This window comes from Cryptosporangium arvum DSM 44712 (assembly GCF_000585375.1).
GTDB lineage: Bacteria > Actinomycetota > Actinomycetes > Mycobacteriales > Cryptosporangiaceae > Cryptosporangium > Cryptosporangium arvum.
The window spans coordinates 6,054,415-6,068,931 of sequence record NZ_KK073874.1; the positions used below are offsets into that span (position 1 = coordinate 6,054,415).

The window sequence follows — 14,517 nt, forward strand, 5'->3', positions numbered from 1 at the left end:
CAAGGCTACGCGAGAACGCGAGAGATAAATTGAGGCGTGTCTCTTCGTCCGATCGACGCCGTCCTGTTCGATTTCTCCGGAACGTTGCTGGCGGTCGAGCCGCCCGCGGACTGGTTGCGCCGCGCCGCCGACCCGCTCGGTCTGGCCTTCACCGACACCGAATCGTCCGCGCTGGTCGAGCGCCTGCTCTGGGCCGGGCGGCCCGGCGGCCCCGCTCCGTCCGACCTGACCGGTGCGCTCGTCGAGGCGTACGCGTCGCGTGACCTGTCGTTCGAGCAACATCGGGACGCGTACACCGCGCTGATGGCGCGCGCGGACCTGCCCGACCCCCGGCTGGCCTCGGCGCTCTACGACGCGATGTTCCCGCCGGAGGCGTGGGTTCCGTACGCGGACACGGCGCCGGTGCTGGCCGCGCTGTCGTCCCACGACGTGCGCGTCGCGGTGGTCAGCAACATCGCGCACGATCTGCGGCCGACCTTCGACCACCACGGTCTGACGCAGTTCATCGACGCGTTCGTGTTCTCGTACGAGGTCGACGCGATGAAGCCGAGCCCGAAGATCTTCCGGGTGGCGTGCGAGGAGCTGGGCGTGGAGCCGGAGCGGGCGCTGATGGTGGGCGACACGACGGCGGACGCGGGGGCGGTCGAGGTCGAGATGCCCGCGCTCGTGCTGCCGGCCAGCCCGCCCGGTGCGGTGCACGGCCTGGCCGCGGTGCTGGCGCTCGCGGGGATCGCCTGATCATCGCCGCGACGCCGGGGCGGCCCGGTTTCGGGGCGGGGGCCGGGCGGCCCGGTTTCGGGGCGGGGGCGGGGTGGCTCGGGGCCTCGGGTGTGGGGGTGGGGCGGGGTGGGCTAGGGCTCGCTCCCGGCGCGCTCCCGGGGTGTGCACCCGGGGGCACCGCGGTGCGCCGACGTCTCCTCCGAATCGACAGTTGTCGTCCGGAGGAGATGTCCCGTGACCCTCGACACCCGCGCTCGCCGCGCCGCCGCCGTCGTCGCCCTGCTGGGCACCGGCGCCCTCGGCGTCGGCACGCTCGCGGCCGCGTCCCCGGCACTCGCCGCGTCGGCGAAACCGGCGGCGGGAGCCAAGGCGCCGAAGCCGGCCGACGCCGTGGCGACCCCGAAGGCGAGCCCGACCCCGAAAACGAGCCCCACCCAGAAGGCGAGCCCGGCGCCGAAGGCGAGCGCGAAACCGGGCGCCGCGGCACCGGCGGTGATCACGGTCGCCGGGCTCAGCAGTGCGTTCGGCAGCACGGCCGGCGGCACGAACGTCGTGATCAACGGCAAGGGCTTCAGCCGGGTGGATCCGGCGAACAAGTCCGCGGTGCTCTTCGGCAAGGCGCCGGCCACGACGTTCCTGGTGCTCTCGGACACGCAGATCGCCGCGACCGTGCCGGCCGGCAGTGGGACGAAGGTGCCGGTCTCGGTCACCGACGGCACCGATACCAGCCCGGACACCGCAGGCGACGACTTCACCTACCTGGACCCGATCAGCGTCCAGGTGCCCGACAAGACCGACCTCTCCGCCGCCGGCGGCACGAAGGTCCGGTTGACGCTCGCCGGGACGAACCTGAGCCTCGGCACCTCGCAGGGCACGTTCGCGCAGAAGAAGATCACCGCGACCGTCGACGGCACCCCCGGAGCCTTGACCTGGGTCGACGCCACCCACGTCGACCTCACCGCCCCGGCCGGTACCCCGACGAGGACCGGCGGGAAGGTCTCGGTCGTCGTGGTGAACAACGGCGTGGCCGGTCCCGCCGACACCACGCACGCCCGTTACGTCGCGGTCGTGACGAAGCTCAGCGTCGCCACGGGACGGACCACCGGGACGACCGGGGCCGCCGGCAAGCCCGCGCTGACGATCACCGGCGTGGGCCTGAACGGCGCGACCGGTTTCTCGTTCGGCTCGGTCAAGGGCACCTGCACCGCGGTCAGTGGCAAGGAAGCCACCACGTGGACCTGCGCGAACGTGCCCGCAGGCACGGTCGGCGCGGTTCCGGTGCTCCCCACGTTCACCGACGGCCGGTCAGCCGGCGTCACCGCGGGCTCGATCTTCGTCTACACGGATCTCTGAGGCCGGGGTCATCCGTTCGGCCGAACTCCTGGTTGAGCCCTCAACCCGGGACCGGTTCGGCCGAACTCCCGGATGTCTGCATCGAAGAGTCATTAGTTGGATGAAGGAGTCCACGTGTTACACCCCCGCAGCCGACGTACCCGTCTCGCCGCCGCCCTCGGCGCCACCGTCCTCGCGGGAGGTGGTGTGGTCGCCGTCGCCGGCGTCGCTCAGGCCGCGACAGCCCCGGCGATCTCGATCAAGTCCCTGAGCACGAGCAAAGGCAGCATCGCCGGCGGCACCGCGGTGCTGATCACCGGTAAGGGCTTCTCGGCCCTCTCGGAAGCCGACCTGAACAGCGTCAAGTTCGGCTCGGTCGCGGTCAGCTCGTTCACGGTCATCAACGACACCCAGATCGCGACGAAGGCCCCCGCCCCCAACTCGACGTCCACCGACGACACGGTGAAGGTCCGGGTCACGATCACCGACGGCACCGACACCTCGGCGAACACGACGGCCGACGACTTCACCTACATCGCGCCGATCACCGCGGTGGCCCCGGCGAACACCGTCCTCTCCGCGGCGGGCGGCACGACCGTGCGGCTCACGCTCACCGGAACCGGCCTCGACCTCGGCACCGCGTCCACGTTCGGGGCCAAGAAGATCACCGCGACCGTCAACGGCGTCGCCGGCAAGCTGAAGTACGTCGACGCCGACGAGGTCGACCTCACCGCACCGGCCGGGACACCGACGATCACCAGCGGCAAGGTGACGATCGCCGTGCTGAACGACGGCGTCGCCGGCACCGTGGACGACACCAACGCGAAGTACGTCGCCGTGGTGACGAAGCTGAGCGTGGCGTCCGGCAAGACCACCGGCACGACCGGCACCGACGCGAAGGCCGCCCTCACCATCACCGGTGCGGGCCTGACCGGGGCGACCTGGAAGATCGGCAGCACCGACCTCACCTGCGTGGCGGCGACCGGCAAGGCGGCGACCACCTGGACGTGCAAGGACGTTCCGGCCGGAAGCGCCGGGCCGGTGTCGATCACGCCCAGCTTCAGCTCGGGCGCGACGGCGGGCGTGACCGCCGGCGCGACGTACACCTACGCCGACCTGTAAGCGACCCGCGGACAGCCGGGGCCATTGAGGCCCCGGCTGTCTGTTTTACAGCGTTTGGTGTTGTTATGAGGCATTGATTGTGTTTGGCTATGCGACAAGCATTCGACGGCGTCACATTGCGTCGTCCAGGCCGGGGCCTGTCCCCGCTGTCGCATGGAGAACAAATGCTGGAAAGTCCTCGCGGCCGTACCCGTGCCGCAGCAGTCTTCTTCGCCGCGTCGGTGGCCCTCGGAGGGGCGGCCGGCGCGACGTCCTTTGCCGGGAGCGCGTTCGCTGCCGCCGGCGACCCGACGATCAAGTCGCTCAGCGTCTCGAAGGGCAGCGCGGGCGGCGGCACCAACGTCCTCATCACGGGTACCGGCTTCAGCACGGTGGACGAGCAGACCGCGACGAACGTCGTCTTCGGCAGCACCAACGCGACGAGCTTCATCGTGCTGTCGGACACCCAGATCGCGGCCAAGGCGCCGGCCGGTACCGGCGCGGTGTCGGTGAAGGTCACCAACGGCACCGGCTCGACCGCCGACACGAACGCCGACAACTTCACCTACATCGACCCGATCACGGTCACGGTGCCCTCGGGAACGCTACTGAGCGCGGCCGGCGGTACGACCTTCATCGGCACTCTCACCACCGGTACCCTTACCACCGCCGGTGACATCACCACGAAGAAAATCACCGCGACGGTGAACGGTGCGGCGGCCAAGGTGGCCTTCTCGGCCGCCGACAAGCTGGCGATCACCGCCCCGGCGGGTACGCCGACCCTCACCAGCGGAAAGGTCACGATCTCGGTCCTGAGCGACGGTGTCACCGGCACGGTGGACAACACCAACGCGAAGTACGCCGCGGTCGTGACGAAGCTGAGCGTCACCTCCGGCCCGACGGCGGGCACCAACGGCACCAGCGACAAGCCCGCGGTCACGATCACCGGGGTCGGCCTCAAGGGCGCGACCGACATCAAGTTCGGGGCCACGACCGCGACCTGCGTCGCCGGTTCCGGCACCAAGGAAGACACGACCCTGACCTGCACCAACATCCCCGGGGGCTCGGCCGGACCGGTCACCGTGGTCTTCACGCCCGCGGGTGGCGCCACCTTCGGCATCACCTCCGGCTCGACGTACACCTACACCGACGTCGGCTGATCTCGCGGCAGTGCCACGGCGGGCCCCTTCGGGGGCCCGCCGTTTTTCAGTGCACGGAGAAGCCGCCGTCGACGAAGATCGTCTGGCCGGTGACGTAGGCGGAGGCGTCGCCGGCCAGGAACACCGCCACGCCCTCGTAGTCGGAGGGTTCGCCGTTGCGGCCGATCATGGTGCGGGCCGCCATCGCCGCGGCCTTGGCCGGGTCGGCGAAGACCGGGGCGGTCAGCGGGGTGCGCACCACCCCTGGGGCCACCGAGTTCACGCACACCCCGCGCGACGACCACGCCTCGGCCTGCGAGCGGGTCAGCGCGGTGACGCCTCCCTTGGAGGCTCCGTACGCGCCGCTGTTCAAGTAGGCCCGCACGGCCTGCTGGGACGCGACGTGGATGATCCGCCCCCAGCCCCGCTCGGCCATCCGCGGGCCGAAGCGCTGACCGAGCAGGAACGGCGCGGTGAGGTTGAGCTCGATCGTGGCGTCCCAGTCGTCGAGCGTGAGTTCGTCCATCGGCGGGCGGTGGTTGATCGCGGCCGCGGTGACCAGGATGTCGGGCTCGCCGAAGATCGACGCGGCCTCGTCGGCGGCCCGCACCACCTCGGCCCGCACCCCGAGATCCGCGCTCACCGCGGCCGCGGACGCGCCCAGTTCCGCGACCGTCGTGTCCAAGGCTTCCTGGCCGCGCGCCGTCACGACCACGCGAGCGCCGGCACGTACCAGCGCCGACGCCATCGCCCGGCCGATGCCCGAACTACCGCCGGTCACCAGGGCCACCCGTCCGGCCAGCGAGAAGAGCTCCACCGTCACCTCCTGTAGGTACTGAGCGTCACCGAGAGCGTGACCTCCACCGGCTCCGGCAGCGCCGCCACCCGGGCCGTGAGCGTCTCCGGGTCCACGTGCCAGGCGGCCGGCCCCATCGCGACCGCGGTGACCGCTTCCGCGTGGCTCAGCCGCAGGGTCGTCTCCACCACCTCACTGCCGGACCGGGTGAAGTACGGCCCGAGCGCGGCGTCGAGACGGTCGGCTTTGCGCGGGTCGACCGAGACCGCGCCCACAGCGGCGGCCAGCTCGCGCAGGTGCCGGCCGGTCGGTGCGACCACCAGAACGACCCCGCCGGAGTTCAGCACGCGGTTCAGTTCCGCGCCGTTGCGCGGTGCGAAAACGTTGACGACGACGTCCACCGCGCCCGATCGGAGCGGGAGCGGCCGCCACGCGTCACACCGGACGGCTCCCGCGCGCGCGTGGGCCCGGGCCGCCCGGCGCAGTGCGTACCCGGAGATGTCCGCCGCCACCCCGACCCACCCCGGCACCGCATCCAGCACCGCCGCGAGGTAGTGCCCGGTTCCCGCCCCGAGATCGAGCACACACCGCCCGGCGGCGTCCCCGCCGGTTCCGGGAACGACCCCGCCACCGGCCGGGGGCAGTTCACCGCCCGAGCCGACCTCGCCACCGCGACCGCCCGGAAGCAGCCCACCGCCCGGGCCGACCCGGCCGCGCGGAGGCGGACCGCCGCCAGAGGGCAGCCCGCCACCCGGGGAAAGCGCGTCGCCCGGAGTGAGCCCGGCGGCGGCAGCAGCCGCGGCCGTGGTGAGGGCGGACGTGATCGGGCTGAAGTGGCCGCCGGAGAGGAAGGCTTCGCGGGCGGCGACCATCGCGGCGGTGTCACCGGGTACCGCGGCGGCGTGGCCGGTGAGCAGGCTGACGTAGCCCTGCTTGGCCAGGTCGAACGTGTGGCCGTTCGGGCAGCGCAGGGTGCGCTCGCTCAGCGTCAGGCCGATGGCGTCGTCGGCGCAGTGCGGGCACCGCAGGCAATCGACGACATCCGCCAGCACCGTTCCCGTCCCCCGCCCGCTCGCCGATCGGCCGGATGCATCCTCGCACCCACCGGCGACAGTTCTCAGGTCGGGATGCACACCTCGGTGGTGGCGACCTGCATGTTGATCGGTCCGCTGCGGAAGTAGCTCGGGTAGAACGCCTGCAGCCAGAACACGTACGCGGCGCCGCGCGTCAGCGAGCCGACCCGGACGTTCGCGGCCCGCCCGGCGAGCGGCGGCGTGACGCTGATCTGCCGGTAGGTCTGCGGCGCGTTGGGGCCGACCTCCTGGGGAACGACCCACACCTTGTAGGCGTTGACCGGGCCGTCCCAGTAGCTGCGGACCCACCGCAGCGTGCAGGACGACTTCCCGGGCGCGACGTAGACCCGGACCCGCCAGTACGGCTCGGCCTGCGCGGGCAGCGGCGCGACGGCCGCGCCGAGGAGCACGGCGAGTCCGATCAGCGCGGCACCCACCCGGGTACGCACGGCGCTCCAGCGGTGTTCGACAGGCACGGCGGGATCCCTCCTCCCGGGCAGCTCACTGCCTCATCGGCCGGCCCGGGCGGGAGCTGAGCGGTCTCACGCTCAGCTCGAGGGTTGTCCCGTGGCCCCGAGCAGGCGCACCGCACCGCGCACGGCGGTCAGCGCGAGCGGCAGCGCCCCGGCCGGCTCGCCGTCGGCGAACACCGCCGCGCCCGGAGCGTCGGCGTGGATGCGGGCGGCGCGGTAGGTACGGACCGCCGGGTGATCGACGTGGGTGCCCGAGTAGAGCCGTGGCTTGACGCGGATCAACTCGAGCCGGCTGACCGGTTCGACGACGGTGACGTCGAGCAGGCCGTCGGTCGGGTCGGCGGCCGGGCACATGCGCATGCCGCCGCCGTAGCTGCGGGTGTTGCCGATCGCGGCGAGCAGGGCCGGCGTCTCCACGGTGGTGGTGTCGTCGAGCCGCAGGGTCAGCCGGTAGGTGCGCAGGCGGGCCAGCTCGGCGAGGATCGCCAGGTCGTAGCGGCGGGGGCCACGGGGCCAGCGCATGCGGTTGGCGCGGGCGTTGACCGCCGAGTCGAAGCCCACCGAGAGGATCGCGGCGTACCAGCTCTCGGCCCCGGGCGACGGCTCGTCCCGCTCGATCCGGACGGCGTCAATCGTGGTGGTCCGGCCGGAGGCGAGGTCGGCGAGGATCGCGCGCGCGGACGCGGCCGGGTCCTTCGGCACGCCCACCGCGTCGGCCAGGTCGTTCCCGGTGCCGAGCGGAACCAGCCCGAGCGGGACCGGGGTGCCGGCCACGGCCTGCAGCGCCAGGTGCGCCGTGCCGTCGCCGCCCACCGCGATCACGCCCCGGGCGTCGGCCGCGACGGCCGCGGCGACCACGCGCAGGGCGTCGGCACGGGTGGTGGCCGGAAGGAGCAGTGGGTCAGCCGGGCCGAGCGCCTCCAGCACCGACGGCAGATGCCGCCCCACCTGCCCGCGGCCGGCCTGCGGGTGGGCGAGCACCACCAGCCGCTGCGTGTAGTCGGGAGGCACGGCGCACTGTAACGCCGAATCCGCCCCCACCGGCAGTTGGTGAGGGCGGATTCGGCGCTACTCGGTCAGAGGTCTTCGTCCCGGGTCGGGCGTGGCGCCTCGCTGGGCTCGACCGGGCCGCTCTTGCGCACCGGACCGCTCGTCTCGACCGGATCGAGCACCGTCTCGATCTCCGACGCCTGGTCGTCGTCGATGCCGGCGTACGAGTTGCGGGCCGCGACCTTCGCCCGCCGCCGCTCGTTCAGGAACGCGGCGCCGACCGCGGCGAAGTACAGCAGGCTCATGCAGGCACCGAGCGCGGTCATGCCGAACGGGTCCGGCGTCGGCGTCACGACCGCGGTGAACGCGAACGTCAGGAACACCGCCGCCCGCCACCAGCCGAGCAGACGCTTCGCGCTCGCCACCCCGGCCAGGTTCAGCATGAACACGATCAGCGGGAACTCGAACCCGACCCCGAAGATGAGCAGCATCCCGGTGACGAAGTCGATGTAGCCGGCGATGTTCGTGGTCAGCTGATAATCGCCGTCCACCGGCAGCAGGAACTGGATGCCCTTCGCGATGACGAAGTGCGCCAGCACCGCACCGGCCACGAACAGCGGCACCGCGATAGCGATGAACCCGTAGGCCCACTTGCGCTCACGCGAGTGCAGACCGGGCGCGATGAACGCCCACAGCTGGTACAGCCAGATCGGCGACGCGATGATGAGGCCCAGGTAGAGCGCGATCTTCAACCGGACGATCGTCGGCTCGAGCGGGGTGGCCGCGTTGAACGAGCACCCCGCGACGAAACGCTCGCAGTACGGATCGGTGAGGAACCGCTCCACGGGTTTCGAGAAGTACAAGCCGATGCACAGACCGACGAGAATCCCCAGGCACGCCTTGAACAGGCGGTCACGCAACTCACGGATGTGCTCCATGAGCGTCATCGAGCCGTCCGGCGAGATCTGCCTCTTCGGCGTCCGCCGGCGCAGCCGCAGCGCTGGGCTCACCGCTGGTCGCGAGTCTCGCTCCGCGAATCGACCACCCGGGAATCGACGACCGGCTTCTGCCGTTCGCCGAACTGGTCGGCCGGATCGACGCGGTCATCGGTCAGCGGCGCACGCTCGTGCTTCGCTTCGGCCTTGCCCTTGACGTCGTCTTTCATCAAGCCTTCGGTCTCGGCCTTGAAGATCCGCAACGAACGGCCGAGACCGCGCGCCGCGTCGGGCAGACGCTTCGCCCCGAACAGCAGAAGCAGCACGACGACGAGCACTGCGATATGCCAGGGCTTGAGAGCACCCATGACGACACCTCTCGAATCGGATACCGGTTCATCGTACGTCTCACCGGCCCACCGATCGGAAGGATAGGCCCTAGGACCGAGGGGAAACGACCAGGCCCGGGAGAATCTCAGCCTGGTCTCAGCGGGCGGGGCGGACGGCCTCGACCTTGGCCTGGACCTCGAGGACACGCGCCTGGAGCGTTTCCAGCTCGGTCTGGAGCGTCTGCGCTTCGTCGGCCTTGGCCTTGAGGACGTCGCCGGCGTGCTTCAAGCGACGCAGCTTCGGCAGCAGGGGCGCGGCCACCAGGCCCAGCAGGACGACGCCCAGCACCACCAACGCCACGACGATCCAGCTCGCAATGGTCACGGTGGCCACCCTAGACGCTGTACGCGGCGAGCGCCGCGCGCGCCTCGGAGCGGACGAGCTCCACCAGATCGGGCGGGCCGACGACCTCGGCGTCCTCGCCGAGCCCCATCACGATGCGCCGCGCCCACTCCAGGTCGCTGGCCTTGAGCGTGACCAGCCAGGTGCCGCCCGGCTCGGCCCGGACGTCCTCGCAGGGGTAGTACTCGGTGACCCAGCGGCTGCCCAGGCCGACACGGAGGGTGACCAGCGGGCTGTCGGCCGGCGGTTCGAACACGGCGCCGTCCGCGAGCCGGAAACCGCCGTCGGCTGCTCCTACTCCGCGGGCGGGCACCGACGGTTCCGCCAGCTCGGTGAGCTCGTCGATGCGGTCGAGGCGGAACATCCGGACCGCCTCGGCCCGGCGGCACCAGGCCTCCAGGTACGCACGACCGTCGACGACGAGCATCCGCATCGGATCGATGACGCGCTCGCTCGTCGCGTCCCGCCCGGCGGTGTAGTAGACGATCCGCAGCGCGCGGCCGCGTTCGAGCGCACCGCGCACCCGGGCGGCCAGACCGGTGTCCTCGTAACCGCCGGTGATCGCCACGCGCTGGGCCGAGCGGCCGGCCTCCCCGGCCGCGCTCTCGACCTTGGCCAGCGCGCGCCCCACCGCGGCCCCGTCGACGCCGGGTGTCTCCCCCAGCGCCCGCAGCGCGACGATCAGCGCGAGGGCCTCGTCGGCGGTGAGACGGAGCGGGCGGTCGAGCTCGGCGTGGTAGGTGAGCGTGACGGTGTCGTCGTCGAGGGACATGTCGATCAGGTCGCCGGGGCCGTAGCCGGGCAGCCCGCAGACGAAGAGCAGCTGCAGGTCGTCGCGCAGCTGGCGCTCGGAGACGCCGTGGTCGGCCGCCACCTCGGAGATCAGCGCACCCGGGCGGGCCTGGAGGTACGGCACCAGGGCCAGCAGCCGGGCGAGCCGATCGGTTCCGGTGCCGCTCATCGCGCGGACTCCTTCCGCGGGCCGGCGGGGGTGTGGGCGATCTCCGGGTGCCGGCGACGGTCTCCCGGGATTTCGGGTGGGCGGGGTGCCGGGATGTCGGCGGCCATCCGGCTCAGGTGGCGGATGACGGCCTGACGGACGTCGGGGGGTGAGAGCACGACGACCGCGGACCCGTAGCCGGCCAGCCGCACGGCGAGCGCCTCCGGGTCGGAGTAGCGCAGGGTGACGACGTCCCAGGCCGCTTTGGCGTCGGGAGCCGGTTCGCCGCACTCGTCGGCGTCGTCCTCGGCCGGCGGCGGGACCAGGGCCGGTGGCGCGGCCGGGTCGTCGACGGTCACCTCGCGATCGAGGCCCGCTCGACTGACGTCGGCATCGAGCAGTTCGGGGTGGGGGTGTTCCTCGGGCCGGACGTCCTCGGCCCAGCGCCGCAGGCCGGCCGCCGCGCCGACACGCACGCGGACGCGGGCGGCCCGCTGCTCGGTGGGCTCGGGGTCGAAGGCCTGGACCTGGGCCAGGAGGTTCAGGTCGTCGGGGGGTGCGAACGCGTCGGCCGCGCCGAACGGGCTCACCGCGCCGACGACGCGTGACAGCCGGAAGCAGCGGGTGGCGGCCCGGTCGAGGTCGTGGCCGACCACGTACCAGCGACCGCGCCAGGAGACCACACCCCAGGGCTGGAGGCGGCGCTGGCGCGGCTGGTCGTCACGCGGGGTGCGGTACTGGAACTTCACCGCGCGGCGGACGTCGATCGCGCCGAGCATGGGGGTGAGCGCGGGATCCGCGTTGACCACCGGTTCGATGCCGAGCGGCGGGCCCTCGACGAGCTCGACGCCACCGGCACGCAGCTTGGTGAGCCCGCTGGACGCCGCCGTGGAGAGCTCGGCGTGGTGCCACAGCCGGGCCGCGATGCCGACCGCGGCGGCCTCCTCGGGATCGAGGTGCACCTCGGGGAGCGCGTAGTCACCCCGGGTGACGCGATAGCCGGGTTCGGTGTCGAAGACACTGTTCGTGCCGGTTTCCAGCGGCACACCAAGGTCGCGAAGCTCGCCTTTGTCGCGCTCGAACATACGCTGGAACGCTTCGTGCGATTTCGGGTCTTCTTCCTCGTGCTCGTACCCCGGCACGATCGCGGCGATCTGCGCGGCGGTGAGGTACCGGCGGGTGGAGAGCAGGCAGAGGAGCAGGTTGACCAGGCGTTCGGTGCGTCGACGGGACACACCGAACGACGCTACTTCACATCAGCGACAAGCGTGGCGCGGCCCGGCCGCCTGTTGATGAGTTCTCCCGTTACCGTGTGCGGCGTGATTCGGTGGCGGCGCGGGGTTGTTTCGTCGGTCGGGCGGAGTTGGGACGGGGCGGTCGAGCTGACCGTGGTCGTCGATTCGGTGGAGATCCGGGCGCTGGCCTATCCGGCGCTGGTGGGGTCACCGGTCGAGGGCGACACGGTGCTCCTGAACACGACAGCGTTGTCGCTCGGGCTCGGAACCGGAGGATATGCGCTGGTCGTCGCCCTGCCGGACCGACTGCCACCGGACCCCGACGTGCTCGACGGGCCGGGCCACATGGTGAAGGGGCGGTACACACCGCAGCAGGTGACGGTGCTGGGCGTGGACGAGCAGGACTCGCCGCACCACGCGCTGCTGGCCTCGGACGTCTCGCTGGACGGGATGCCGGTCGTGGTGGCCGACCTGCACTCGGCGCTGCCGGCGATCGTCGCCGGCGTGGGTCCGGGTAGGCGCGTGGTGTACGTGATGACCGACGGGGGCGCGCTGCCGCTGTGGTTCTCCCGGACGGTGGCTTCGTTGCGCGAGGCCGGGTTGCTGGCCGGCACCGTGACGGTGGGTCAGGCGTTCGGGGGTGACCTGGAGGCGGTGACGCTGCACACCGGGTTGCTGGCGGCGCGGCACGTGCTTGCGGCGGACGTGGTCGTGGTGACGCAGGGGCCGGGGAATCTCGGAACGGGGACGCCGTGGGGGTTCTCGGGGGTGGCGGTGGGCGAGACGGTGAACGCCGTTTCGGTGCTCGGAGGGCGCGCGGTGGGGTCGCTGCGGATCTCGTCCGGGGATGCGCGGGAGCGGCATGTGGGGGTGTCGCATCATTCGTTGACGGCGTACGGGCGGGTGGCGCTCGCGCCGGCGGAACTGGTGGTGCCCGATCCGTTGCCGGCCGCGCTGGCGTCGCGGATCGAGGAACAGCTGGCCGGTCTGCCCGATCGGCACCGGGTGGTGCGGGTGCCGATCGAGGGGTTGGAGGAGGGGTTGCGGGCGCTTCCGGTGAAGCTGTCGTCGATGGGGCGGGGCTTGGACGAGGACCGCGTCTACTTCGAGGCGGCCGCGGCAGCCGGCCGTCACGCGGCGAGCCTCGGGTAGGACACGGCCCGGCCCGGGCCGCCGTAGCGACCCGGGCCGGGATGCTCACCTGGTCAGATCAGAACGGTGCGACGGTGAACGCCGAGCCGCTCGTGATGATCGTCTGCCGGGTCGGCGCAGTGTCGTCGTCGTCGACGATGACGACCTGGTACGACCCTTCGGGCAGGCGAGTCGTGGCCGGGGAGGTCGAGATCGCCGCCGGGTTGGTCGACGCGGAGGCGCCCGCGTTCAGGGTGCAGATCACCTCGGTCTCCGACAGCGCGACCACGTTGGTGCACTCAGCCGCCTTGGAGTTCGCCGCGCCCGCGTTCGCGCCCACGTCGAAGAGCTTGGTCGGTGTCGTGTTCGTGGGGTCGGCGGTGCCCTGGACCAGCATGATGTGGTCGTCGCCGGACACTGTGAAGACGAACTGGTCCAGCCCTCCGCCGTAGATGTCCAGGATCGTGCTGCCGGTCGAGGTGACCGAGTTCGGCGAGACCGAAATCGCGTCGTAGTACACGTACGGCTTGACCACGTTGCTCTCGGTGTAGGTGACCGAGCCGCCCTCGTTGGACAGGACGATGTTCGCGTTACCCGGCGCGTTGGAGGGAACGAGACCGGTGATCGTCTGGTTCGCCGTGCTCACGGTCGGGTTCACCAGCGCCACGCCGCCGATCTTGACCGTCGTGGCCGCGGTCAGGTTCGTTCCCCGGATCGTGATCGATCCGCCGCCGAGCGACGGGCCGGAGGTCGAGGTCACCGACGTGATGGTCGGCGCCGCGTAGACCTTGTACGGAGCCGTCGTCAGCGTGTTGGCCGCAGCGCCGTCGCCGTCATCCCAGACGCAGATGTTGTACTGCGTACCGGCCGGTACCGACTGCATCGAGGCCGGCGCCGTGATGACCAGCTTCGAACTGCTCACCACGGTGACCGAGCTGCCCGGCAGGCCGTACGGCGCCGACAGGGTGCCGATGGTCGCGGTCTGCGCCGTCCCGGTCCCGGACGCGTTGGCCGTCAGCACCGCGGTCGTCGGGCTGGTGACCGAAGCGATCGTCGTCGCGACGTTCGTCGAGTAGACCGTCGACCCGATGTCGGCGGGGCTGAACGCCGCGGAGGCCGACGAGATGTTCTTGCTGCCGTTGGTCGTGACCAGGTCGGTGACTCGACGGGCGCCGATCAGCACGGTCACGCTGCTGGCCGATGCCGTGGTCGCGGTCGAGAGGACGACGGTGGTCGCGTTCGTGACCGTCGAGATCGTGGTCCCCGGCGCAATACCGGTACCGGCGACCACGCGTCCGACGTCGGAGCTGACGAAGTTCGCCGTGGCCGACACCAGGGAGGTGCTGGTAGCGATGACACCGTCGGAGACCGACCGGCTCACGGCCGGGATGGCCTGCGCCGTGGTCGGGCAAGCCCCGGTCACGAACTGCACCGCGTTGGCGTCGATCGCGCCGTTCGTGTTGGCGACGTTCAGGGTCGTGCCCGACCGGAAGGTGTTCGCCGGCGCGTTGATGCTGATGATCGCCCCGGCAGCGCCGCTGGAGGGCGTCGCGGTGGCGGTGACGATGGCCTCGGCCGGGTTCCCGACGCTCACGAGCGCGGCGGTGGCGACGAGAGCAGTAGTGCCGACCACGGCGGGCCAAAGCGCTCTGCGGGTAGTTTGTCTGCCCATCTGAATGCGTTTCCTCCTAATACCAGGGGCGATCGCGGCCCCTTCGATTGCCTGCTCAACCGACCGCGGCGCACATCGCACAGCGCGGTAGGGACGCTCGAACCGAAACCCCGGCGTCGGACGCCGGCCCGCTCGACGAGCCGTGTGACTACGTCCTGCTTAAGTCGCGCAGCACGATGTCCGCCGCGGCCGGTTGTCGACGACACCCGCTGACCGAACGCGACATGCCCGCCGGTTCGAGCCGGCCC

The 14,517-nt window shown here is 71.7% G+C and carries 14 protein-coding genes and 1 pseudogene; 5 read left to right on the forward strand and 10 right to left on the reverse strand.

Features of this window, described 5'->3' with window-relative positions; all coding sequences use genetic code 11:
- Positions 1-36 precede the first annotated feature (36 nt).
- From CRYAR_RS27695 to CRYAR_RS27710, 4 genes are all read left to right on the forward strand, one after another.
- Positions 37-738, forward strand: coding sequence for an HAD family hydrolase (locus tag CRYAR_RS27695; protein ID WP_051571026.1), 702 nt, complete (start codon positions 37-39; stop codon positions 736-738).
- Positions 739-954: 216 nt separating this feature from the next.
- The gene (locus tag CRYAR_RS27700; RefSeq protein WP_035856313.1) at positions 955-2,073 is read left to right on the forward strand and encodes an IPT/TIG domain-containing protein; all 1,119 of its coding nucleotides are present in this window, start codon (positions 955-957) and stop codon (positions 2,071-2,073) included.
- 114 nt (positions 2,074-2,187) lie between these two features.
- Entirely contained in the window at positions 2,188-3,174 is a 987-nt protein-coding gene (locus tag CRYAR_RS27705) for an IPT/TIG domain-containing protein (RefSeq protein WP_169745090.1), read from the forward strand.
- Between the two features lie 164 nt (positions 3,175-3,338).
- On the forward strand, positions 3,339-4,313 hold the full coding sequence (locus CRYAR_RS27710) for an IPT/TIG domain-containing protein (RefSeq protein WP_169745091.1): 975 nt from the start codon (positions 3,339-3,341) through the stop codon (positions 4,311-4,313).
- Positions 4,314-4,359: 46 nt separating this feature from the next.
- Here the strand turns inward: CRYAR_RS27710 and CRYAR_RS27715 are convergent, their stop codons facing one another.
- The 9 genes and pseudogenes from CRYAR_RS27715 to CRYAR_RS27755 all read right to left on the reverse strand — a co-directional run.
- Positions 4,360-5,109, reverse strand: a complete 750-nt coding sequence (locus CRYAR_RS27715; protein ID WP_211247669.1) for an SDR family NAD(P)-dependent oxidoreductase — start codon at positions 5,107-5,109, stop codon at positions 4,360-4,362.
- Positions 5,110-5,111: 2 nt separating this feature from the next.
- Complete coding sequence (locus CRYAR_RS27720; RefSeq protein ID WP_035856316.1) at positions 5,112-6,140, reverse strand: putative RNA methyltransferase; 1,029 nt, start codon at positions 6,138-6,140, stop codon at positions 5,112-5,114.
- Positions 6,141-6,205: 65 nt separating this feature from the next.
- Positions 6,206-6,637 (reverse strand): hypothetical protein, encoded by a 432-nt coding sequence (locus CRYAR_RS27725; protein ID WP_157018119.1) that lies wholly within the window; start codon positions 6,635-6,637, stop codon positions 6,206-6,208.
- Positions 6,638-6,709: 72 nt separating this feature from the next.
- On the reverse strand, positions 6,710-7,645 hold the full coding sequence (locus CRYAR_RS27730; RefSeq protein ID WP_035856318.1) for a diacylglycerol kinase family protein: 936 nt from the start codon (positions 7,643-7,645) through the stop codon (positions 6,710-6,712).
- 65 nt (positions 7,646-7,710) lie between these two features.
- A complete protein-coding gene (gene tatC, locus CRYAR_RS27735; protein ID WP_051572215.1) occupies positions 7,711-8,571 on the reverse strand; it encodes a twin-arginine translocase subunit TatC in 861 nt (286 codons plus the stop codon).
- A gap of 59 nt (positions 8,572-8,630) precedes the next feature.
- A complete protein-coding gene (tatA, locus tag CRYAR_RS46070) occupies positions 8,631-8,927 on the reverse strand; it encodes a Sec-independent protein translocase subunit TatA (protein ID WP_084701018.1) in 297 nt (98 codons plus the stop codon).
- Positions 8,928-9,045: 118 nt separating this feature from the next.
- Positions 9,046-9,273, reverse strand: coding sequence for a hypothetical protein (locus tag CRYAR_RS27745; RefSeq protein ID WP_211247671.1), 228 nt, complete (start codon positions 9,271-9,273; stop codon positions 9,046-9,048).
- A 10-nt stretch (positions 9,274-9,283) separates the two neighbouring features.
- Positions 9,284-10,252: a helix-turn-helix transcriptional regulator gene (locus CRYAR_RS27750; RefSeq protein ID WP_035856319.1), complete on the reverse strand. Its 969-nt coding sequence runs from the start codon at positions 10,250-10,252 to the stop codon at positions 9,284-9,286.
- A 98-nt stretch (positions 10,253-10,350) separates the two neighbouring features.
- Positions 10,351-11,466: pseudogene (locus tag CRYAR_RS27755) on the reverse strand (helix-turn-helix transcriptional regulator); the annotation flags it as partial.
- Positions 11,467-11,550: 84 nt separating this feature from the next.
- Here CRYAR_RS27755 and CRYAR_RS27760 point away from each other — a divergent pair.
- A complete protein-coding gene (locus CRYAR_RS27760) occupies positions 11,551-12,618 on the forward strand; it encodes a DUF3866 family protein (RefSeq protein ID WP_035856322.1) in 1,068 nt (355 codons plus the stop codon).
- 58 nt (positions 12,619-12,676) lie between these two features.
- On the opposite strand, the gene CRYAR_RS27765 is transcribed toward CRYAR_RS27760, so the two are convergent.
- Positions 12,677-14,350, reverse strand: coding sequence for an IPT/TIG domain-containing protein (locus tag CRYAR_RS27765; RefSeq protein WP_157018123.1), 1,674 nt, complete (start codon positions 14,348-14,350; stop codon positions 12,677-12,679).
- Positions 14,351-14,517 lie beyond the last annotated feature (167 nt).